19 protein-coding genes, 1 tRNA gene and 1 riboswitch are annotated in these 19,944 nt (G+C 67.0%); of the genes, 15 read left to right on the top strand and 5 right to left on the bottom strand.

The window, feature by feature from the left end:
• Window positions 1–109: 109 nt before the first annotated feature.
• The gene (locus AC3EF3_RS08700; RefSeq protein ID WP_488531754.1) at window positions 110–760 is read left to right on the top strand and encodes an FMN-dependent NADH-azoreductase; all 651 of its coding nucleotides are present in this window, start codon (window positions 110–112) and stop codon (window positions 758–760) included.
• A 34-nt stretch (window positions 761–794) separates the two neighbouring features.
• Here AC3EF3_RS08700 and AC3EF3_RS08695 read toward each other — a convergent pair whose 3' ends face one another.
• Window positions 795–1,823 (bottom strand): sulfate ABC transporter substrate-binding protein, encoded by a 1,029-nt coding sequence (locus AC3EF3_RS08695; RefSeq protein ID WP_488531753.1) that lies wholly within the window; start codon window positions 1,821–1,823, stop codon window positions 795–797.
• A gap of 110 nt (window positions 1,824–1,933) precedes the next feature.
• On the opposite strand from AC3EF3_RS08695, the gene AC3EF3_RS08690 reads away from it, so the two are divergent.
• The gene (locus AC3EF3_RS08690; protein ID WP_488531752.1) at window positions 1,934–2,206 is read left to right on the top strand and encodes an oxidative damage protection protein; all 273 of its coding nucleotides are present in this window, start codon (window positions 1,934–1,936) and stop codon (window positions 2,204–2,206) included.
• Between the two features lie 6 nt (window positions 2,207–2,212).
• Window positions 2,213–3,886 (top strand): tRNA (5-methylaminomethyl-2-thiouridine)(34)-methyltransferase MnmC2, encoded by a 1,674-nt coding sequence (gene mnmC2 / locus AC3EF3_RS08685; RefSeq protein WP_488531751.1) that lies wholly within the window; start codon window positions 2,213–2,215, stop codon window positions 3,884–3,886.
• Here mnmC2 and AC3EF3_RS08680 read toward each other — a convergent pair.
• Window positions 3,883–4,344 (bottom strand): response regulator, encoded by a 462-nt coding sequence (locus tag AC3EF3_RS08680; protein WP_488531750.1) that lies wholly within the window; start codon window positions 4,342–4,344, stop codon window positions 3,883–3,885. The genes mnmC2 and AC3EF3_RS08680 overlap by 4 nt on opposite strands.
• A gap of 185 nt (window positions 4,345–4,529) precedes the next feature.
• Here AC3EF3_RS08680 and AC3EF3_RS08675 point away from each other — a divergent pair, with 185 nt between their 5' ends.
• From AC3EF3_RS08675 to AC3EF3_RS08635, 9 genes are all read left to right on the top strand, one after another.
• The gene (locus AC3EF3_RS08675) at window positions 4,530–6,359 is read left to right on the top strand and encodes a nitrite/sulfite reductase (RefSeq protein ID WP_488531749.1); all 1,830 of its coding nucleotides are present in this window, start codon (window positions 4,530–4,532) and stop codon (window positions 6,357–6,359) included.
• Window positions 6,359–6,748: a DUF934 domain-containing protein gene (locus AC3EF3_RS08670; RefSeq protein WP_488531748.1), complete on the top strand. Its 390-nt coding sequence runs from the start codon at window positions 6,359–6,361 to the stop codon at window positions 6,746–6,748. Before AC3EF3_RS08675 ends, AC3EF3_RS08670 begins: the two co-directional genes overlap by 1 nt.
• Window positions 6,748–7,461, top strand: a complete 714-nt coding sequence (locus tag AC3EF3_RS08665; protein WP_488531747.1) for a phosphoadenylyl-sulfate reductase — start codon at window positions 6,748–6,750, stop codon at window positions 7,459–7,461. Before AC3EF3_RS08670 ends, AC3EF3_RS08665 begins: the two co-directional genes overlap by 1 nt.
• Window positions 7,458–8,390 (top strand): sulfate adenylyltransferase subunit CysD, encoded by a 933-nt coding sequence (cysD, locus tag AC3EF3_RS08660; protein WP_488531746.1) that lies wholly within the window; start codon window positions 7,458–7,460, stop codon window positions 8,388–8,390. The genes AC3EF3_RS08665 and cysD overlap by 4 nt, the downstream gene beginning before the upstream one ends.
• Window positions 8,390–9,691, top strand: coding sequence for a sulfate adenylyltransferase subunit 1 (locus AC3EF3_RS08655; RefSeq protein WP_488531745.1), 1,302 nt, complete (start codon window positions 8,390–8,392; stop codon window positions 9,689–9,691). The genes cysD and AC3EF3_RS08655 overlap by 1 nt, the downstream gene beginning before the upstream one ends.
• Window positions 9,692–9,761: 70 nt before the next feature.
• On the top strand, window positions 9,762–10,103 hold the full coding sequence (gene fdxA / locus AC3EF3_RS08650) for a ferredoxin FdxA (RefSeq protein WP_488531744.1): 342 nt from the start codon (window positions 9,762–9,764) through the stop codon (window positions 10,101–10,103).
• A gap of 1 nt (window position 10,104) precedes the next feature.
• A complete protein-coding gene (locus AC3EF3_RS08645) occupies window positions 10,105–11,169 on the top strand; it encodes an NAD(P)/FAD-dependent oxidoreductase (protein WP_488531743.1) in 1,065 nt (354 codons plus the stop codon).
• Between the two features lie 6 nt (window positions 11,170–11,175).
• Window positions 11,176–11,276, top strand: a riboswitch (TPP riboswitch).
• The gene (locus tag AC3EF3_RS08640) at window positions 11,264–13,402 is read left to right on the top strand and encodes a TonB-dependent siderophore receptor (RefSeq protein WP_488531742.1); all 2,139 of its coding nucleotides are present in this window, start codon (window positions 11,264–11,266) and stop codon (window positions 13,400–13,402) included. Its footprint overlaps the riboswitch before it by 13 nt.
• A gap of 23 nt (window positions 13,403–13,425) precedes the next feature.
• Window positions 13,426–13,501: transfer RNA gene (locus AC3EF3_RS08635), tRNA-Asn, on the top strand.
• A gap of 200 nt (window positions 13,502–13,701) precedes the next feature.
• Here AC3EF3_RS08635 and AC3EF3_RS08630 read toward each other — a convergent pair.
• Entirely contained in the window at window positions 13,702–14,841 is a 1,140-nt protein-coding gene (locus tag AC3EF3_RS08630; protein ID WP_488531741.1) for a tetratricopeptide repeat protein, read from the bottom strand.
• A 73-nt stretch (window positions 14,842–14,914) separates the two neighbouring features.
• Between AC3EF3_RS08630 and aat the strand changes: the two genes are divergently transcribed.
• The 3 genes from aat to AC3EF3_RS08615 all read left to right on the top strand — a co-directional run bounded on the left by aat (window position 14,915) and on the right by AC3EF3_RS08615 (window position 17,265).
• Window positions 14,915–15,655: a leucyl/phenylalanyl-tRNA--protein transferase gene (gene aat, locus AC3EF3_RS08625; protein WP_488533760.1), complete on the top strand. Its 741-nt coding sequence runs from the start codon at window positions 14,915–14,917 to the stop codon at window positions 15,653–15,655.
• On the top strand, window positions 15,652–16,401 hold the full coding sequence (locus tag AC3EF3_RS08620; protein ID WP_488531740.1) for an arginyltransferase: 750 nt from the start codon (window positions 15,652–15,654) through the stop codon (window positions 16,399–16,401). Before aat ends, AC3EF3_RS08620 begins: the two co-directional genes overlap by 4 nt.
• A 69-nt stretch (window positions 16,402–16,470) precedes the next feature.
• A complete protein-coding gene (locus AC3EF3_RS08615; protein WP_488531739.1) occupies window positions 16,471–17,265 on the top strand; it encodes an IclR family transcriptional regulator in 795 nt (264 codons plus the stop codon).
• On the opposite strand, the gene pbpG is transcribed toward AC3EF3_RS08615, so the two are convergent.
• Both pbpG and AC3EF3_RS08605 read right to left on the bottom strand, forming a co-directional pair.
• A complete protein-coding gene (gene pbpG / locus AC3EF3_RS08610; RefSeq protein ID WP_488531738.1) occupies window positions 17,262–18,272 on the bottom strand; it encodes a D-alanyl-D-alanine endopeptidase in 1,011 nt (336 codons plus the stop codon). The two genes, AC3EF3_RS08615 and pbpG, sit on opposite strands and share 4 nt — an antisense overlap.
• 119 nt (window positions 18,273–18,391) lie before the next feature.
• A complete protein-coding gene (locus tag AC3EF3_RS08605; RefSeq protein WP_488531737.1) occupies window positions 18,392–19,936 on the bottom strand; it encodes a 2-isopropylmalate synthase in 1,545 nt (514 codons plus the stop codon).
• Between the last annotated feature and the right edge of the window lie 8 nt (window positions 19,937–19,944).

The following is a 19,944-nucleotide window of genomic DNA, read 5'->3' as shown; positions in this document are numbered from 1 at the left end:
GCCAGTCGGGACAATGTATTGCGAAATCGCCGTCTTATCAATTCATCGGCCCATGCCCACAATCATTACCAAGCCAATCGGCTCCTGAACACTGATTGAAAGGTCTGAAATGAAACTGCTCCACATCGATTCCAGCCCGCTCGGCGGCAGCTCCGTCTCCCGTGAACTCACGCAGCGCATCGTCGCGCAGTGGCGTGCGACCCACCCCCACACCAAGGTCGAGCACCTCGACCTGGCCCTGGAGGCGCCCACCCACCTGAACGCCGACTCGCTGGGATTCCGGATGGGCGTGAACGCCGAGGGCCTGTCGGACGTGCAGCGCAAGGAGAACGAGCTCTCCGAGAAGCTGGTGAGCCAGTTCCTCGCCGCCGACGTGGTCGTCGTGGGCGCGCCCATGTACAACTTCTCGGTCCCGAGCCAGCTCAAGGCCTGGATCGACCGTGTGGCGCAAGCGGGCCGCACCTTCAAGTACACCGAGAAGGGCCCGGTGGGCCTCGCGGGCGGCAAGGTCGTGATCGTCGCGTCGACGCGCGGCGGCATGTACTCGACCAACCCCGCGTTGGCGGCGCTGGACCACCAGGAGAGCTACCTGAAGACGGTGTTCGGCTTCTTCGGCGTCACCGACGTCCGCTTCGTGCGCGCCGAAGGCGTGGCTATGGGCGAGGAAGCGAAGAAGAAGGCCTTCGACCTCGCGGACGTGGAGATCAAGATCGCCGTGAACGAAGCGGCGAACCAAGGGGAAGCGGCGCTGGCCGCGTAAGAGAAAGGACGCCCTGCGGCGCCCTTTTTTTTCGTCACTTGCGCGAGTAGATCTGGTCGAAGCTGCCGCCGTCCGCGAAGTGCTCCTTGTCGGCCTTCGTCCAGCCGCCGAAAGCTTCGTCGATCGTGAACAGCCTGATCTTCGGGAACTGCTTCGCGTACTTCGCCTGCGCCTTCTGTGAAACGGCGGGCCGGTAGAAGTTCTTGCCGATGATGTCCTGGCCTTCCTCGCTGTAGAGGTACTTCAGGTACTCCTCGGCGACCTGGCGCGTGCCCTTGCGGTCCACGTTCTTGTCGACGACCGCCACGGCCGGCTCGGCGAGGATCGACAGCGACGGCGCGACGACGTCGAACTTGCCGCCGAACTCCTTCTCGAGCAGGAAGGCCTCGTTCTCCCAGGCGATCAGCACGTCGCCCTGCCCGCGCTGCGCGAACGTGATCGTCGAGCCGCGCGCCCCCGTGTCCAGCACCGGCACGTTGCCGTACAGTTTCGCGACGAACTCCCTGGCCTTGGCGTCGCCGCCGTACTTGCGCTTCGCGAACTCCCAGGCGGCCAAGTAGTTCCAGCGGGCGCCACCCGAGGTCTTCGGGTTCGGGGTGATCACGCCGATGCCGGGCTTGACGAGGTCGTCCCAGTCCTTGATTCCCTTCGGGTTGCCCTGGCGCACCACCAGCACGATGGTCGACTGGTAAGGCGAGGAGTTGTGCGGCAGGCGCTTCTGCCAGTCCGGGGCGACCCAGCCGCCGTGCTGCACCAGCGCATCGGTGTCGCCCGCGAGGCCCAGCGTCGCGACGTCGGCATCGAGTCCGTCGATGATCGAGCGCGCCTGCTTGCCCGAGCCGCCGTGCGACTGGCGCACCGCGACGTCCTGCCCGGTCTTGCCCTTCCAGTACCTGGCGAACGCCTGGTTGAACTCGACGTACAGCTCGCGCGTCGGGTCGTAGGAGACGTTGAGCAGCGTGACGGGCGCCTTCTGCGCGAAGGCGGATGAGGCGCACAGGGTCAACGCGCCGAGCGCGGCGGCAACCAGTGGAATCTTGATAAAGTCTCGGCGAGTGCTCACGGCACGGCTCCTTCGTTGGGATGGGCCGCATTCTTGGGCGAGAGATCCGGAACTGGAACGACAGAGTTTTCAGTTGTTTATCTGCATAAGCTAATCAGACCAGGCAACACATGGCCCGCACCGTCCACTGCATCAAGCTCGGCCGAGACGCCGAAGGACTCGATTTCCCGCCCTACCCGGGCGAGCTGGGCAAGCGCATCTACGAGAACGTCAGCAAGGAGGCGTGGCAGGGATGGATCCGCCACCAGACCATGCTGGTGAACGAGAACCGCCTCAACCTCGCGGACCAGCGCGCACGGGACTACCTGCGCCGCCAGATGGAGCAGCACTTCTTCGGCACCGGCGCGGACGTCGCGGCCGGTTACGTGCCACCCAAAGAGTGAAGACCCGTGGCGGAGCCGGTGGAGTGGCAGCCTGACGGCACGCCGCGCAGCGCCCGCTTCGACGACATCTACCGATCGCGTGCGGGCGGGCTCGAGCAGGCCCGCCACGTCTTCCTGCGCGGTTGCGGCTTGCCCGACGCGTGGGCCGGCCACGCGCAGTGGCGAATCCTGGAGACGGGCTTCGGGCTCGGGCTGAATTTCCTCGCGACGTGGCGCGCGTGGAAGGACGACCCGCGGCGCCCGCGCATCCTGCATTTCGTCTCGGTCGAGGCCTGGCCGGTGTCGGCCGAGGACATCGTGCGCAGCGCGGCGGCGCACGAAGGGCTCGCCCCGCTCGCGCGCGAACTCGCGGCCCGGTGGTCCGGCCTCGCGCGGGGCGCACACCGCCTTGCGTTCGACGGCGGTCGCGTGCTGCTCACGCTGCACGTGCGCGATGCGCGCGAGATGCTCCAGCGCGAACCGTTCACGGCCGATTCGGTGTTCCTCGACGGGTTCGATCCGCAGCGCAATCCGCAGATGTGGGATGCGGCACCGCTCAAGGCCATGGCCCGCCATTGCCGGCGCGGCACGCAGCTCGCGACGTGGACGGTGGCCGGCGAGGTGCGGCGCACGCTCGGGGAGTGCGGCTTCCAGGTCCGCAAGGTCGACGGGCTGCCGCCCAAGCGCCATTGCACGCATGCGGTGTTCGATCCGCATTGGGAGCCGAAGGGGCTGCGACCGGCCGGATCCGTCGAGCCGGCCGATGCCGTCGTGATTGGCGCAGGGCTCGCCGGTGCCGCGGCCGCCGCGAGCCTGGCGCGGCGCGGCTGGTCCGTCACCGTGATGGACGCCGCCAATGCGCCGGCAGCGGGTGCATCCGGCCTGCCCGTCGGCCTGCTCGCGCCGCACACCTCGCCCGACGACAACCTGCTCTCGCGCCTGTCGCGCGCCGGCGTGCGCATGACCTTGCAGCAGGCGCGCGAGCTGCTGCGCGAGGGCGAGGATTGGCGCCTCACCGGCGTGCTGCGCCGGGACGGCGAGAGCGCAACATGGCAAGAGCACGCCGGCTGGATCAAGCCTGCCGCGCTGGTGCGGGCCTGGCTCGCCCAGCCCGGCATCGAATGGCGCGGCGCCACGCGCGTGAGTTCAGTCGAACCGCGGGCCGCGACGCTGGTCGTCGTCGCCGCCGCGCAGGCTTCGCAGGCTCTGCTTGCCGATCGCGTGGCGCTGCATCCGGTCCGCGGGCAGATCGCCTGGGGGATGCAGGACGAGAACCTGCAACTGCCGGCGTCCCCGGTCAACGGCAACGGCCACTTCATCCCCTTCGTGCCCGTGAACGGCGGGCTCGCCTGGTTCTGCGGATCGACCTATGTCCGCGGCGATGCCGACGCGTCCATTCGCGCGCAGGACACGCGGGCGAATCTCGAGCGGCTGCATTCACTGCTGCCCGACGTCGCGGCACAGCTGGAACATCGACCGATCCAAGCCTGGGCCGGCGTGCGTTGCGCATCCACCGACCGCCGCCCGCTCGTGGGCGAAATCGGACCGGGCCTGTGGGTGAGCACCGCAATGGGCTCGCGCGGCCTCACGTTCAGCGCCCTGGCCGGGGAACTGCTGGCTGCGCAGGTGCACGACGAACCGCTGCCGCTGGATGCGCGCCTCGTGCAGGCGCTCGATCCGCTGCGCGCCCTCGTCCGCTAGATCTTCGCGAGCAGCGCGTGCAACCTGCCGGGGTGCGGCGGCTTGTCGAACAAGCCCACGACGCCGGCGAAGCGGGCGTGCACGCGCTCGGCGAGCGACGGCTGGTCCTTGATGGCGATGACCTTGGCGATCGGCCGCTGGCCCTGGCCCAGCTCCCTGAGCAGCTTCCAGCCCTGCGCGTCGGGCAGGTCGAAATCGACGACCGCCAGCACGTACTGGTTGTCGCGCGCGAGCTCCAGCGCCTGGGCGCCCGTCTCCGCCTCGTCCGCCTCGCACAACTGCACCAGGGCAAGCTTGGCGCGCAGGTACAGGCGCTGGTCGCGGTTCGCGTTGACGATCAGCGCGCGCCGACGCGGAGGAACGTCGGGCGGCAGGGTGTCGGGGGGCTGGGTCGCCGGTCCTTCGGCGGGCGGTTGGGTATCGACGTCGTCGAAATCGAAATCGATGGCTCCGCTCATGGTTCGATTATGGCCTCACCGCCGTGCCGCACCGCTTATCCGGGCAAGCCGGCCCATGGCCCGGAAACCCGCGCCAGTACTGGCCCATAAGCTTATCCGCATATGCCGTGAACGAAAAAATAGTTTGGATCCATAAGGGTCGCCCGTAAATTCGCAGCTCCCGTGGACGACCACGGCCACCTGACATGTACCAGTATTCAGAATTCGACCGACAGTTCGTCCGCAACCGTGCGGCGCAGTACCGCGACCAGCTCGAACGCTATTACGCCGGCAAGTTGAGCGACGACGAGTTCCGGCCCCTGCGCCTGCAGAACGGCTGGTACATCCAGCGCTACGCGCCGATGGCGCGCATCTCCGTGCCGTACGGCGAGCTGTCGACCGCGCAGCTGAAGGTGCTCGCGAAGATCGCGCGCGAGTACGACCGGCCCGATCCCGGGCTGCTGCGCGAAGCTCAGGACAAGCAGACGGCGCTTGGCACCGTTCCGGTGCCCGGCACGAATCGCCAGGTCGCCACGCACCTGAAGTACGGCTACGGCCACTTCACGACGCGCACCAACGTGCAGTTCAACTGGATCCCGCTGAAGAAGAGCGCCGAAGTCATGGAGCTGCTGGCCTCGGTCAACATGCACGGCATCCAGACCAGCGGCAACGCGATCCGCAACATCACCGTCGAGGAACTCGCCGGCATCGCGGTGGACGAGGTCGCCGATCCGCGTCCCTTCGCCGAGATCCTGCGCCAGTGGGCGGCCCTGCACCCGGAGTTCGCCTTCCTGCCGCGCAAGTTCAAGATCGCCATCAACGGCGCCAAGGAAGACCGCGCCGCGATCGGCTGGTACGACATCGGCCTGCAGCTGGTGAAGAACGATGCCGGCGAAGTGGGCTTCCGCGTGCAGGTCGGCGGCGGCATGGGCCGCACGCCCATCATCGGCACCGTCGTGAGCGAATTCGTGCGCTGGGACCAGATCCTCAACTACATCGAGGCCTGCATCCGCGTCTACAACCAGTACGGCCGCCGCGACAACATCTGGAAGGCGCGGATCAAGATCCTCGTGAAGTCCGAGGGCCAGGCGTACATCGACAAGGTGGAAGAGGAATTCCGCCAGATCGTCGAACTGGACGGCGCGCCGCACACGATCACGCAGGCCGAGTACGAGCGCGTGGTCGCGCAGTTCGCGCCGCCGGTCATCACGGGCAGGCCGCGCGATGCAGCCGACCAGCGTGTGCACGAGATCATCCGGAGCGACGCCGAGGCCGATCCGCTCTACGACCGCTGGCTGCAGCGCAACGTGCTGCCGCACCGCAACCCCGAGCTGCGCGCCGTGATCCTCTCGTTCAAGCGCCTGGGCCAGGCCCCCGGCGACGCGACGGCCGACCAGCTCGATGCCGCGGCCGACCTCGCCGAGCGCTTCTCGGCCGGCGAAGCGCGCGTCACGCACGAACAAAACCTGCTCTTGCCCTGGGTGCACCAGGACGACCTGCCCGAGCTGTGGGCCGCGGCGCGCAAGCTCGGCCTCGCGCGCCCGAACATCGGCCTGCTCACGGACATGATCGCCTGCCCCGGCGGCGATTTCTGCTCGCTCGCCAATGCACGTTCGCTGCCGATCGCCGAAGCGATCACCGAGCGCTTCCAGGACCTCGACGAGGAATGGGACATCGGCGAGATCGACCTGAACTTCTCCGGCTGCATCAACAGCTGCGGCCACCACCATGCCGGCCACATCGGCATCCTGGGCGTCGACAAGGACGGCAAGGAGTGGTACCAGATCACGCTCGGCGGCTCCGACGGCTCCCAGCTTTCCGGCCCCGCGACGCCCGGCAAGATCGTCGGCCCGTCCTTCGCGAAGGAGGAAGTGCCCGGTGTGATCGAGGCGCTGATCGACACCTATCGCCGGCTGCGCCAGGGCGCCACGGATGGCCGGTGGGAGACCTTCATCGCCACGTTGCGCCGCGTCGGTCACGAGCCCTTCAAGGCCGCGGCCAATGGCGCGCGCTTCGTCCAGAAGGAGGTGGCGTGATGCAACGGACATTGAACATCCTCAGCGCGCAGGAGCATGAGGGGCAGGGCGCGGTGCGCGTGCTGCAGCTGGCCAACGACGCGGACCCGCTCACGGTTGCGCTCGAGGGCGTCGACCGCATCGAACTGAACTTCCCGAAGTTCACCGACGGCCGTGCGTTCAGCCAGGCCTGGCTGATCCGCAAGCGCCGCGGCTTCGCGGGCGACATCCGCGCCACCGGCGACGTGCTGATCGACCAGCTGGTGCAGATGCAGCGCACGGGCTTCTCCAGCGCCGTGCTGAAGGACGGCAAGGACGCCGCCGATGCGCAGCGCCAGTTCGAGCGCTACGCCGCTTATTACCAGGGTGACGCCAGCGAGCCGCGCCCGTTGTTCGCGAGGTTCGCCTGATGGGTGCGATCGACCTGCACGCCAGGCCCTCGAAGGATTTCGAGGCGAAGCTGGCCGAAACGAAGGCGCTGCTGCAGCGCGCGGCCGCCGAATTCAAGCCGCTCAAGCAGGCATCCAGCCTGGGCGCCGAGGACGTGGTCATCACGCACCTGATCGAAACGCTGGGCCTGGACGTTCCGGTGTTCGTGCTGGAGACCGGCATGCTGCACAAGGAGACGCTGGAACTGCTCGAGCGCACCAAGGCGAATGTGCGCCTGCGCGTCGAGGTCTACCAGCCGCAGCACGAGGCCGTGGTGCAGTTCGTCAAGCGCGAGGGCAAGGACCCGATGTACCGCAGCGTGGAGCTGCGCAAGGCCTGCTGCCACATCCGCAAGGTGGAGCCGCTCGAGCGTGCGCTCGCCGGCCAGCGCGCCTGGATCACCGGCCTGCGGCGCGAGCAGTCCGCGGCGCGCGCCGAAGTGCCGCTGGTGGACGACAGCGAGGCTCGCACCAAGATCAACCCGCTCGCCAACTGGACCTGGGGCGACGTGTGGCACTACATCAACCTGAACCAGGTGGACTACAACCCGCTGCACGACGAGTTCTATCCCAGCATCGGCTGCGCGCCTTGCACGCGGGCCATCTCGCTCGGTGAGGATTTCCGTGCCGGACGCTGGTGGTGGGAACAGGAATCCGCCAAGGAATGCGGACTGCACGTCAAGGAAACTGCATGAACGCGCGCGTCGAACCCCAATTGCTCACGCCGCTGTCGAACCGGCACCTCGATGCACTCGAGGAAGAGACCGTCTTCATCCTGCGCGAGGTCGCGGGTGCCTTCGAGCGCCCCGCCCTGCTGTTCTCCGGGGGCAAGGATTCGCTGGTCATGCTGAAATGCGCCGAGAAGGCCTTCGGCGTCGGCCGCATCCCCTACCCGCTGCTGATGATCGACACCGGGCACAACTTCCCCGAGGTCACGGACTTCCGCGACTACCGCGCGAAGCAGCTCGGTGCGGAACTCATCGTGCGCAGCGTCGAGGATTCGATGAAGCGCGGCACGGTGCGCCTTGCGCGCCCCGACGAATCGCGCAACGTCCACCAGTCGGTGACGCTGCTCGAAGCCATCGAGGAATTCCGCTTCGACGCGCTGATCGGCGGTGCCCGCCGCGACGAGGAAAAGGCCCGCGCGAAGGAGCGCATCTTCTCGCACCGCGACAGCTTCGGCCAGTGGCAGCCCAAGGCGCAGCGGCCGGAACTCTGGACGCTGTTCAACACGCGCCTGCAGCCCGGCGAGCATTTCCGCGTCTTCCCCATCTCCAACTGGACCGAGCTGGACGTGTGGCAATACATCGAGCGCGAGAAGATCGAGCTGCCCTCGATCTACTACGCGCACCAGCGCCAGGTGGTCGAGCGCCGCGGCCTGCTCGTGCCGGTGACCGAGCTGACGCCCCCCAAGCACGACGAAACGATCGAGACCCGCACCGTGCGCTTCCGGACCGTGGGTGACATCACCTGCACCTGCCCGGTGGAGAGCGATGCGGCGAATGCCGCGGATGTCGTGGTGGAAACGCTCACGGTGGAAGTGAGCGAGCGTGGCGCGACGCGCATGGACGACAAGACCTCGGACGCGTCGATGGAAAAGCGCAAGAAGGACGGTTATTTCTGATGTCGGTGATCGATTTTCCCGCCAAGCCCGCCCCGGCCACGGAGCACGACCATGTCTCCGCGCTGCGCTTCATCACGTGCGGTTCGGTCGACGACGGCAAGAGCACGCTGATCGGCCGCCTGCTGGTGGACAGCAAGTCCGTGCTGCAGGACCAGCTGGCCGGCGTGCAGCGATCCGGCGAGACGGACCTGGCGTTGCTCACCGACGGCCTCACCGCCGAGCGCGAGCAAGGCATCACCATCGATGTCGCGTACCGCTATTTCGCGACGCCCACGCGCAAGTTCATCATCGGTGACGCGCCGGGCCATGAGCAGTACACGCGCAACATGGTCACCGCCGCTTCGAGCGCCGACGCCGCTGTCGTTCTGGTCGATGCGACGAAATTGCAGTGGCAGAACCCCGGCCTGGAGCTGCTGCCGCAGACCCGGCGCCATTCGCTGCTGGTGAACCTGCTGCGCGTGCCCTCGATCGTGTTCGCGGTGAACAAGCTCGATGCCGTCGAGGATGCGACGGTGGCCTTCAACAACATCAGCGGCGCTCTCTCCGCGTTCGCCCGCGCAGCCGGCATCGAAGTGCGCGCCACCGTTCCGATCTCGGCGCTGAAGGGCCACAACGTCGTCGAACCCGCGCCGGGATGGTGCGGCTACGAGGGCCTGTCGCTGCTGGAAGTACTCGAACAGCTCGACGTCACGGCGGCCGAAGCCAGCGAAGCTTTCGCTTTCCCGGTGCAGTGGGTCGAGAAGTTCTCGTCCTCGTCCGACACCCGCCAGGGCCGCCGGGTGTTCTGGGGCCGCATCGCGACCGGCGACGTGCAGGTGGGACAGACGGTGCAGGTCATGCCCAGCGGCCAGACGGCCACCATCGCCCAGGTGCTGAACCACGCGCGCCAGCCGGGCCACGTGCAGGCGGGCCACAGTGCGGGCCTCGTGCTCGATCGCGAAGTGGACGTCTCGCGCGGCGACTGGCTGCTGGCCCTGGGCACGCACGATGCCGTGCGCGAGGTCTCGGCCACCGTTGCCTGGCTCGACGACGAGCCGTTGGTGGCCGGGCGCGTGTACTGGGCGCTGCATGGCCATCGCTGGGTCAAGGCGCGCATCAAGCGCATCGTGCATAAGCTGGACGTCAACACGCTGGCCGAGAGCGAGACCGATCACCTGGAGCCGAACGGCATCGGGCACGTCGACCTGGCGCTGCAGGAACCGATTCCCGTCGAGTCCTACGCGCGCTCCCGCCTGCTGGGGTCGCTGGTGCTGGTGGACACGGCCACGCACAAGACCTCGGGGGCCGTGCTGGTTCGTTGAGCTGCCGCAAGGCCGCCCCGGTGCGGCGCCCTAGAATCGAGGGTCGTTTTCCCTCGCCTGACAGAACAACATGACTCACGTCGTCACCGAATCCTGCATCCGCTGCAAGTACACGGATTGCGTGGATGTCTGCCCCGTGGACTGCTTCCGCGAAGGGCCGAACTTCCTCGTCATCGACCCGGACGAGTGCATCGATTGCGCGGTGTGCATCCCCGAGTGCCCGGTCAACGCGATCTACGCCGAGGAAGACACGCCGCCGGACCAGTTGCAGTTCATCCAGATCAACGCCGACCTGGCGAAGGCCCCCGGCTGGAAGAGCATCACCAAGCGCAAGCCGGCGCTGCCCGACGCCGAGGAATGGAAGGACAAGACCGGCAAGCTCCCCGAGCTGATCCGGGACGCACAAGGCTGAAGTGAGCAACCCCGCCGCACCGATCGAGACCGACGCCCTGATCATCGGTGCCGGGCCGGTGGGCCTGTTCCAGGTCTTCGAACTGGGCCTGCTCGAGATCAAGGCGCACGTGATCGACTCGCTCGCCTATGCCGGCGGGCAGTGCATCGAGCTCTATCCCGACAAGCCGATCTACGACATCCCCGCCGTGCCGGTGTGCACGGGACAGGAACTCACGGACAACCTGCTCAAGCAGATCGAGCCGTTCGGCGCGACGTTCCACCTGGGCCAGACCGTCATGACCTTGCAGCGGCGGGACGATGGCCGCTTCTTCGTCGTGACCGACAAGGCGAAAGAGTTCATCGCGACGACCGTGTTCATCGCAGGTGGCATGGGCGCGTTCGAGCCGCGCGCCCTCGCACTCGAGGGCATCGCGAAGTTCCGGGACTCGCAGCTGTTCTACAGCGTGAAGAAGCCCGCCGAACTGGCCGGCAAGCACCTGGTCGTGCTCGGCGGGGGAGACTCCGCGCTCGACTGGGCGCTGAACTTCGCGCAGGACGGCCCGAACAAGGCAGCGAGCGTGACGCTTGTCCATCGCCGCGACGCCTTCAAGGCGGCGCCCGCTTCGGTCGCCAGGATGCGGGCCTTGTGCGAGGAACAGCGCATGCGCTTCATCGTCGGGCAGGTCACGAGCTACGACGAGCAGGACGGCAAGCTGTCCGCCGTGAAGGTGACGGGTCCGGACATGGCTGTGCACGAGCTGCGTGCGGACGCGTTGCTGGTGTTCTTCGGACTGTCGCCCAAGCTCGGCCCGATCGCGGATTGGGGCCTGGACATCGAGCGTCGGCAGCTCAAGGTGGACACCGAGAAGTTCTCGACGAGCGAGCCGGGCATCTTCGCGGTCGGCGACGTCAACACCTATCCCGGCAAGAAGAAGCTGATCCTGTCGGGGTTCCACGAATGCGCGCTGGCCGCCTTCGGTGCCGCGAAGATCGTCTACCCCGGCCAGACGATCATGCTGCAGTACACGACCACGTCGCCGAGGCTGCACAAGGTGCTCGGCGTGGAGACACCCGTCTTCGATTAACATTCGCGCACTCGCTAGGGGTGTTGCCGCGTGCCGCGGCGACTGAGAGAGTCCCTTTGAACCTGACTGAGGTAATCCTCGCGCAGGGAAAGCCATGACAGAAGCACACACCTTCCCTTTGCGCGCCATCGCGCGCGTCGCCCTCCTTGCCGCCGTCGCCGGCAGCGCCCATTCGCAGACCACGACGCTCTCGCCTGTCACCGTGACGGAAAAGGCCTGGCCGCCGGCCGCCGACGTGACCGGCTTCGGCGACCTGCCGCTCAAGGACGTGCCGATGTCCGCGAGCATCATCGATCGCAAGCAGATCGAGCAATCCGGTGCGCGGCGCCTGGCGGACCTCACGCGTTTCGACCCTTCGCTGGTCGACGCGTACGACGCGCCAGGCTACTGGGACATGTTGTCGATCCGCGGCTTCCTGCTCGACCAGGACTACAACTACCGCCGCGAAGGCCTGCCGATCAGCGCCGAGACCACCATCCCGCTGGACAACAAGGAACGTGTCGAGCTCCTCAAGGGCACGAGCGGGATCCAGGCGGGCACGAGCGCGCCGGGCGGGCTGGTGAACTACGTCGTGAAGCGACCGACCGAGACCGACCTGCGCGAAGTGCGCCTGGAATGGACGCGGCGCGCGAGCGTGCTCGCGGCCGTCGACCTGGGCGGGCGCTTCGGCACCGACGGCGCCTTCGGCTATCGCCTCAACGTCGCGCAGGAACGCCTGCGCCCCTTGATTCACAACCTCGATGGCGATCGCAGCCTGGTCGCGTTCGCGGGCGACTGGCGCATCACGCGCGACTCGCTGCTCGAAGGGGAGTTCGAATGGAGCAGCAAGAAGCAGGCAAGCCAGGTGGGCTTCAGCCTCCTGGGCGACGTGCTGCCCGCGCCTGTCGATCCGCGCCTGAACCTGAACAACCAGCCCTGGGCGCAGCCCTCGAAGTTCGACGCGCTGACCGGCACCTTCCGCTACACGCACACGCTCGGCAGCGACTGGCGCGTCGTCGGCCAGCTCGGATCGCAGCGGCTGAAGAACGATGACTTCACGGCGTTCCCGTTCGGCTGCAGCGCGGAGGGCCGCTTCGACCGCTTCTGCTCCGACGGCACGTTCGACTACTACGACTACCGCAGCATCGGCGAGAAGCGCCGCGAGAACGCGGCTTCGCTGGAATTGAAAGGAAAGGTCGCCACCGGCGGCATCACGCACGACCTCGGGCTGGGCATCCTGCGCAGCACGATCCACGACCGGCTTCCCGACAACGCCTACAACTTCGTCGGCACGGGCAACGTGCAGGGCACGGCGATCGTGCCGCCCGATCCCACGCCCGTATTCCCCGGCCAGAACCAGGACGAGCGCTCCACCGAACTGTCGCTGCGCGACGCGATCCACTGGAACGCGAAGTTCACCACCTGGCTGGGCATGCGCCACACGCGCCTGAACCGCTCGTTCGCCGCGAGCGACGGCAGCGAGGCCACGAGCTACTCCCAATCCCTCACGACGCCGTGGCTCGCCGGCAGCTACAAGCTGGCCGACGCGACGACGGCGTACGCGAGCTGGGGACAAGGCCTGGAGTCGCAGGTGGTTCCCAACAACCCGAGCGTCTACGCCAATCCCGGCGCGGTGCTGCCGGCGCTGAAGTCCCGCCAGTGGGAAGTGGGCGTGAAGGGATCACGCGATGCGTGGGCCTGGGAGCTCGCGTGGTTCGACATCCGCCGGCCGGTGTCGAACATCGCCTTCTGCGACATCACCTTCAGCCTGTGCACGGGCCAGTTCGACGGGACGGCCGTGCATCGCGGCATCGAAGGCGCGCTGCAGTGGACGTCCGGCCCATGGCGCGCAGGCGCGACGGCGATGCTGCTGCATGCGCGCCGCGAAGGCAGCGCGATCGATCCGGCGAGCAACGGCCATCGTCCGATCAACGTGCCCGCGGTGGTCGCGCGCGCGTTCGCGGCGTGGAAGATGCCGGGCATCGCCGGCCTGGAGCTGCAGGGCTCGCTGTCGCACGAAGGCAATCGCGCCGTTCTCGCGGATGAATCCATCAAGTTGCCGGCCTGGACGCGCGTCGACGCGGCGCTGCGCTATGAGAAGCAGATCGGCCGAACCGCGACGACGTGGACACTGGGCATCGACAACGTGGCCAACAAACGGTATTGGCGCGAATCGCCCTACCAGTTCGGCCACGTGTACCTGTACCCGGGCGCTCCGCGCACCGTGCGCCTAGCCGTCACGGCGGCGATGTAATTGACGCTATAATTGAAGGCTGTTCCCCGATAGCTCAGTCGGTAGAGCGCCGGACTGTTAATCCGTAGGTCCCTGGTTCGAGCCCAGGTCGGGGAGCCAAATACCGGAAGGCCAGCACGCGAAAGCGCGCTGGCCTTTGTTTTTTCGCTGGGATCGACACGAAGGCGGCCTGCCCGCCTACAGCACGCACTGCTGAGGCTCCTACAGCCGAGCCTCGGCGCGACGCCTAAGCTTCAGTTGCCATAGGTGTCTTCAACTCTTTGAAGGTTCGGGCCGGACAGCGATGTCCGGCCCCTTTTTCATTGCTGCAGGATCTTCTTGCGGAACGACGCAAGCTGCGGATCCGGCTGCGTGAGTTCGTCCAGCGCCTTCAGCTCCGCGTTGGCGAGTTTCTGGTCGCCGGTGCGCGCATACGCAAGCGCCAGGTAGCGCCGGATTTCCACGAAGCCGGGCGCAATGTCGCGCGCGCGCTCCAGGGCACTCACCGCGCGTGACGATTCGCCGCTCTGCAGGTGCCTGATGCCCACCCCCGTCCAGTAGTACGGATCGCGCGAGCGGCGCGATTCGAGCTCTCGCGCCAGCGCCTGGGCCTCGCCCGCGCGGCCCTCGTCGACGAGCAATTGGTGCAAGGAGCGCAAGGGAAGGTCCGAGCGCGAATCGATCGCAAGCGCCGCACGCAGCAGCTGCTCGGCCTCGCGCTCGTAGCCCTTTGTCCGGTACAGGACCGCGAGGTTGCCGTAAGCGGCGCCGTATTTCGGGTCCGCCCGCAGCGCGGCGCGGAAGTGCGCGTAGGCCAGGGCGAAACGCTCGTGTGCAAGGTGCTCCACGGCGATGTTGTTGTAGTAGCGCGCGAGGATCGCCTGTTCGCCCATCGGCTTGCCGCGGCGCCCGGGGTTGAAGTCTGGATCGAAGTCGATCACCACGTCGCGCGACTCCGCGTACTCGGAATTGGCGTGGTAGGCGCGCGGGAAATAGACGTTGACGTGCTCGTTCAGCACGTCGAAGCGGCCCATACGGTCGAACGTCATGGGACTTTGCACTTCCTGCATCTCGCCGTGCAGGCCCATCTCACGCGCGATGGCGTACGTCAGCACCGTGAGCGACAGGCAATCGCCGCTGCGACGCGCCCAGGTTTCCGCGGCCACCGTCGAATGCCCTGATGAATAGCCGAAGGCCTTCTTGTCGGGGCCGAAGATCAGGTCGGCGAGCTGGCGCAACTTGGTCTTCGCGCCGGCGCGGTTCGCCGGGTCCTCGACCACCGCCTTGAGCTCGGGCGGCAGGCGGAACAGCTCGCCGGCATCCACCGTCACCAGGCCCGGTTGCCAGTCGAACTGCTGGTCCAGCCACGGCATGGAGCCCAGTGTTCGCTCGGGACTTGTTGTCGTCGAGCACCCCGCCAGCCCGATCAGCAGGAGCAACGTGACGATAGCGCGCCGCATGAGGCCTCCACCAATCCGATGTTCAACTACACAATAGCAGTGTCGCAGCAAAGTGGCGACCTCCGTGACCCGAATGAACCTGCCCTGGCTCGACCCCGGCGACCCCTTTCCCGATCCGGCCCGCGCCTGGGATGCCCGCCAGCCCGCGCCGGGCCTGCTGGCTGCCGGCGGCGCCCTGGACGTCGACAGCCTGCACCGCGCCTACTCGGCCGGGATCTTTCCCTGGTTCAGCGAGGGCCAGCCAATCCTCTGGTGGAGCACCGACCCCCGCATGGTGCTGTTCCCGGCCGAGTTCCGGCTGCATCGCTCGCTGCGCAAGACGATCGATCGATGGCGCGCCGGCGGGAGCCTGGAGGTGCGCTTCGATTCGGCGTTCGAGGAAGTAATCCACGCATGTTCGAACAGCCCGCGGCCCGGCCAGTCGGGCACCTGGATCGTCCCGCAGATGGTTCAGGCGTACGGCGCATTCCATCGCGCCGGCTTCGCACACAGCGTGGAAACCTGGATCGACGGGCGGCTCGCCGGGGGCCTCTATTGCGTCGCGATCGGGCGGGCGGTGTTCGGCGAATCGATGTTCACGCGGGTGCCGGATGCATCGAAGGTCGCGCTGGCGGCGCTGGTCGCCTTCTGCCTGCATCACGGCATCGGCATGATCGACTGCCAGCAGAACACGCAGCACCTGGCTTCGCTCGGCGCCCGCGAAATCCCGCGCGCGGCGTTTGTGGCGCAACTGGCACAGGGTGCGAAAAAACCTTCGCCACCGTGGCGGTTCGACCCCCTATACTGGAACGCACTCCTGCCGCGAAAGCCGTGACGCACCTCAAGGACCTTCCGCTCCAGACCCTGCAGTTCTACGCGACGGCTCCCTACCCGTGCAGCTACCTGCCGGGCAAGCAGGCGCGGTCGCAGGTGGCCACCCCCAGCCACTTGATCCACAACGACGCGTACTCGGACCTCGTGACCAGCGGGTTCCGGCGCAGCGGCATGTTCACCTACCGGCCGTATTGCGACGGCTGCCGCGCCTGCGTGCCCTTGCGCGTGCTCAGCGAGCAGTTCAAGCCGGACCGCAGCCAGCGCCGCGCGTGGGCGAAGCACGGCAACCTGCAGGCGCGCGTGCTCAAGCTGTGCTTCGTGCCGGAGCACTACCACCTCTACCTGCGTTACCAGACCGGCCGCCACGCGGGCGGTGGCATGGACCACGACAGCATCGACCAGTACACGCAGTTCCTGTTGCAAAGCCGCGTGAACTCGCGCCTGGTCGAATTCCGTGAGCCGCGCGGGGACGGTTCGCCGGGCCCGCTTCGCATGGTGTCGATCCTGGACGTCCTCAACGATGGCCTCTCGGCCGTCTATACCTTCTACGAGCCGGATGCGGCCGCCAGCTACGGCACCTACAGCGTGCTCTGGCAGATCGACCAGGCCAAACGCCTGCGCTTGCCCCATGTCTACCTCGGCTACTGGATCGGCGAGAGCCCGAAGATGAACTACAAGTCGCGCTTCACCCCCCACGAGGTGCTGCTCGACGGGCAATGGGTCCCGGGCGATACCGGGCAGACCTGATCAAGAAGGCGGCTGTGCCGCCGCCTTTTCACAAGATAAAATGACGGCCTGTTCACCGAACCGGCCGTCATGAAGAACAAGGACCCCGGCGCCACCGCCAAGCCCACCATCCAGGTCATCGAGCGCATGTTCGCGCTGATCGACGTGCTCGCCTCGCGCGAGGAAGCCGTGTCGCTGAAAGAGATCAGCGAGCGGACCGGCCTGCACCCTTCCACCACGCACCGCATCCTGAATGACCTCGCGACGGGGCGTTTCGTCGACCGTCCCGAGGCGGGCAGCTATCGCCTGGGTATGCGCCTGCTGGAGCTGGGCAACCTGGTGAAAGCGCGCCTGAATGTGCGCGACGCCGCGCTCACGCCCATGCGCGAGCTGCACAAGCAGATCCAGCAGCCCGTCAACCTCGCCATGCGGCAGGGCGACGAAATCGTGTACATCGAGCGCGCCTACAGCGAACGCTCGGGCATGCAGGTCGTGCGCGCCATCGGCGGGCGCGCGCCCCTGCACCTGACGTCGACGGGCAAACTGTTCCTTGCGGCCGATGATGCGCAGCGCGTGCGCCAGTACGCGACGCGCACGGGACTGGCAGGCCACACGAAGAACAGCATCACCCAGTTGCCCGTGCTCGAGCGCGAACTCGCAAAGGCGCGCCAGTACGGGATTGCGCGCGACAACGAGGAGCTAGAACTCGGGGTGCGCTGCATGGCAGCGGGCATCTACGACGACCAGAACCGGCTGGTGGCGGGCCTGTCGATCTCCGCACCCGCGGACCGGCTTGACGAAGGCTGGCTGACGAAATTGCAGTCCACGGCCAGCCAGATCTCCTCGGCGCTGGGCTACCGGCCGCCCACGGCGCGCGCGGCTTAGCTGCTGATCTGCGGGGCGGCCGCCGAGGTCGCCGGCGTGCTTGCCTGAGGCTGGCGCTCCAGCCAGTGGCGCACGCGCTCGGCATCGGCGATGCGACTGAGCTTTCCGGCCGAGTCGAGGAACACCATGATCAGCTTGCGGCCGGCGATCTTCGCCTGCATCACGAGGCACTGGCCCGCCTCGGTGATGTAGCCGGTTTTCTGCAGGCCGATGTCCCAGTCGGAACGCTTGACCAGCCGGTTCGTGTTGTTGAACTGGAGCGTGCGGTTGCCGATGGCGACCATCTTCTCGGGCGTCGTCGTGTATTCGCGCAGCAGCGGGTCCCCATAGGCCGTGTTCACCAGGGTGGCGAGGTCATGGGCACTCGACTGGTTCTGGCTGGACAGGCCCGTGGGCTCGACGTAATGCGTGTCCTTCATGCCGAGCAACTGGGCTTTGGCGTTCATCTTTGCGACGAACTGGTCCATGCCGCCGGGATAGGTGCGGCCGAGGGCGTGGGCCGCGCGGTTCTCGCTCGACATCAGCGCCAGGTGCAGGAGCTCGCCACGCGAGAGCGTCGTGCCGACACGCAGGCGCGAGCGCGAATGCTTTTCGGTGTCGACGTCTTCCTGCGTGATGGTGATCATCTCGTCCATCGGCAGCTTGGCTTCGCTCACCAGCAGCCCGGTCATCAGCTTGGTGATCGAGGCAATCGGCAGCACGGCGGAATCGTTCTTGCGGAACAGGACTTCCTGTGTGTCCTGGTCCATCACCAGTGCGACGCTGGACTTCAGCGACAGGTCATCGCCCGTGAGGTGCAGGCCGGCCAGCTGGCCATAGGACGGTTTCGCGGGGATGACGGCGCGCACCACGGACGGGTGCTTCGTCATCGCATAGACGCGGTGAACCCGCCGCTTCTTGGTGGCGGCGTCGGCCGCCGTGGGGACGAGCGCCATGGCCACGGCCACGAGCACGACCGCCTGTGCAAACTGCTTCAACGACATCGCCGACAAGGCTTTCCGGAACATTCGAGACTCCCACAACGCCACAGCAGTGGGTGCAGTTTACGCGCCACCCGAAAAAGTTACATAGCCACAACGAGTTATGTAACGTTTCTCAGCCGTTGTGTCAATTATAGGCAGCCGCCTCAGCCCTGTGCAGCCACTCGATCAGCTTTACTCTGTAACTTGTTGAGAGCGCTGAGATAAGCCTTGGCCGACGCCACGATGATGTCCGGGTCCGCGCCCACCCCGTTGACCACCCGGCCCGAGTTCTGCAGGCGCACGGTGACCTCGCCCTGGCTCTCGGTGGAACCGCTGATCGCGTTCACCGAGTACAGGACCATTTCCGCACCGCTCTTCACGTGCGACTCGATGGCCTTCAGCGACGCGTCCACCGGGCCGTTGCCGTCGCTTTCGGCCTTCACTTCCTTCCCGTCCACCTTGAAGACGACGCTGGCGTGCGGCTTCCCGCCCGTCTCACTGTGTTGCGCCAGCGAGACGAAGTGGTAGCGATCGGTCTCATGATCATGCGCAACGCTGTCGTCGCTCACGAGCGCCAGGATGTCCTCGTCGAAGATTTCGCTCTTGCGGTCGGCCAGCTCCTTGAACTTCGCGAAGGCCGTGTTGACGTCGGCCTCGCTCTCGAGCTGCACCCCCAGCTCCTGCAGGCGCTGCTTGAAGGCATTGCGCCCGGAGAGCTTGCCCAGCACGATCTTGTTCGCGCTCCAGCCCACGTCCTCGGCGCGCATGATCTCGTAAGTGTCGCGCGCCTTGAGCACGCCGTCCTGATGGATGCCGCTGGCGTGCGCGAATGCATTGGCGCCGACGACGGCCTTGTTCGGCTGGACGACGAAGCCGGTCGTCTGGCTCACCATGCGGCTGGCCGCCACGATGTGGCGCGTGTCGATGTTGAGGTCGAGGCCGAAGTAGTCCTTGCGCGTCTTCACGGCCATCACGACTTCCTCGAGCGAGCAGTTGCCGGCGCGCTCGCCCAGGCCGTTGATCGTGCATTCGACCTGCCGCGCGCCGCCGATCTTCACGCCGGCGAGCGAATTGGCCACGGCCATGCCCAGGTCGTTGTGGCAATGCACGGACCACACGGCCTTGTCGGAGTTCGGGACGCGCTCGCGCAAGGTCCTGATGAAACTGCCGTACAGCTCGGGGATCGCATAGCCGACCGTGTCGGGCACGTTGATCGTCGTCGCGCCCTCCTCGATCACGGCCTCCAGCACCCGACAGAGGAAATCCACGTCGCTGCGATAGCCATCCTCGGGGGAGAACTCGATGTCCCCGCACAGGTTGCGCGCGAAGCGCACGGAAAGTCTCGCCTGCTCGAGCACCTGCTCGGGCGTCATGCGCAGCTTCTTCTCCATGTGCAGCGGCGACGTCGCGATGAACGTGTGGATGCGCGCGCGGCTCGCGCCCTTCAGCGCCTCGGCCGCGCGCGAGATGTCGCGGTCGTTGGCGCGCGAGAGGCCGCACACCGTGGACTCCTTGATCGCGCTCGCGATGGCCTGGACCGCATCGAAATCGCCGTTCGAGCTCGCCGGGAAGCCGGCTTCGATGACGTCGACCTTGAGGCGCTCGAGCTGGCGCGCGATGCGCAGCTTCTCGTCCTTGGTCATGGAGGCGCCCGGGGACTGCTCGCCGTCGCGCAAGGTGGTGTCGAAGATGATCAGCTGGTCTGCCATGCCACGTT

It is taken from the genome of Ramlibacter sp. GS1-15, from assembly GCF_057785015.1.
This window is presented reverse-complemented; position numbering and strand designations above follow the sequence as displayed.

What these genes read in the sequence shown, in the direction of transcription:
- AC3EF3_RS08700 (WP_488531754.1), top strand. Translation starts at nt 110, where the DNA reads ATGAAACTGCTCCACATCGATTCCAGCCCGCTCGGCGGCAGCTCCGTC.
- AC3EF3_RS08690 (WP_488531752.1), top strand. Translation starts at nt 1,934, where the DNA reads ATGGCCCGCACCGTCCACTGCATCAAGCTCGGCCGAGACGCCGAAGGA.
- AC3EF3_RS08680 (WP_488531750.1), bottom strand. Translation starts at nt 4,344, where the DNA reads ATGAGCGGAGCCATCGATTTCGATTTCGACGACGTCGATACCCAACCG.
- AC3EF3_RS08675 (WP_488531749.1), top strand. Translation starts at nt 4,530, where the DNA reads ATGTACCAGTATTCAGAATTCGACCGACAGTTCGTCCGCAACCGTGCG.
- AC3EF3_RS08670 (WP_488531748.1), top strand. Translation starts at nt 6,359, where the DNA reads ATGCAACGGACATTGAACATCCTCAGCGCGCAGGAGCATGAGGGGCAG.
- AC3EF3_RS08665 (WP_488531747.1), top strand. Translation starts at nt 6,748, where the DNA reads ATGGGTGCGATCGACCTGCACGCCAGGCCCTCGAAGGATTTCGAGGCG.
- cysD (WP_488531746.1), top strand. Translation starts at nt 7,458, where the DNA reads ATGAACGCGCGCGTCGAACCCCAATTGCTCACGCCGCTGTCGAACCGG.
- AC3EF3_RS08655 (WP_488531745.1), top strand. Translation starts at nt 8,390, where the DNA reads ATGTCGGTGATCGATTTTCCCGCCAAGCCCGCCCCGGCCACGGAGCAC.
- fdxA (WP_488531744.1), top strand. Translation starts at nt 9,762, where the DNA reads ATGACTCACGTCGTCACCGAATCCTGCATCCGCTGCAAGTACACGGAT.
- AC3EF3_RS08640 (WP_488531742.1), top strand. Translation starts at nt 11,264, where the DNA reads ATGACAGAAGCACACACCTTCCCTTTGCGCGCCATCGCGCGCGTCGCC.
- AC3EF3_RS08630 (WP_488531741.1), bottom strand. Translation starts at nt 14,841, where the DNA reads ATGCGGCGCGCTATCGTCACGTTGCTCCTGCTGATCGGGCTGGCGGGG.
- aat (WP_488533760.1), top strand. Translation starts at nt 14,915, where the DNA reads ATGAACCTGCCCTGGCTCGACCCCGGCGACCCCTTTCCCGATCCGGCC.
- AC3EF3_RS08615 (WP_488531739.1), top strand. Translation starts at nt 16,471, where the DNA reads ATGAAGAACAAGGACCCCGGCGCCACCGCCAAGCCCACCATCCAGGTC.
- pbpG (WP_488531738.1), bottom strand. Translation starts at nt 18,272, where the DNA reads ATGTTCCGGAAAGCCTTGTCGGCGATGTCGTTGAAGCAGTTTGCACAG.
- AC3EF3_RS08605 (WP_488531737.1), bottom strand. Translation starts at nt 19,936, where the DNA reads ATGGCAGACCAGCTGATCATCTTCGACACCACCTTGCGCGACGGCGAG.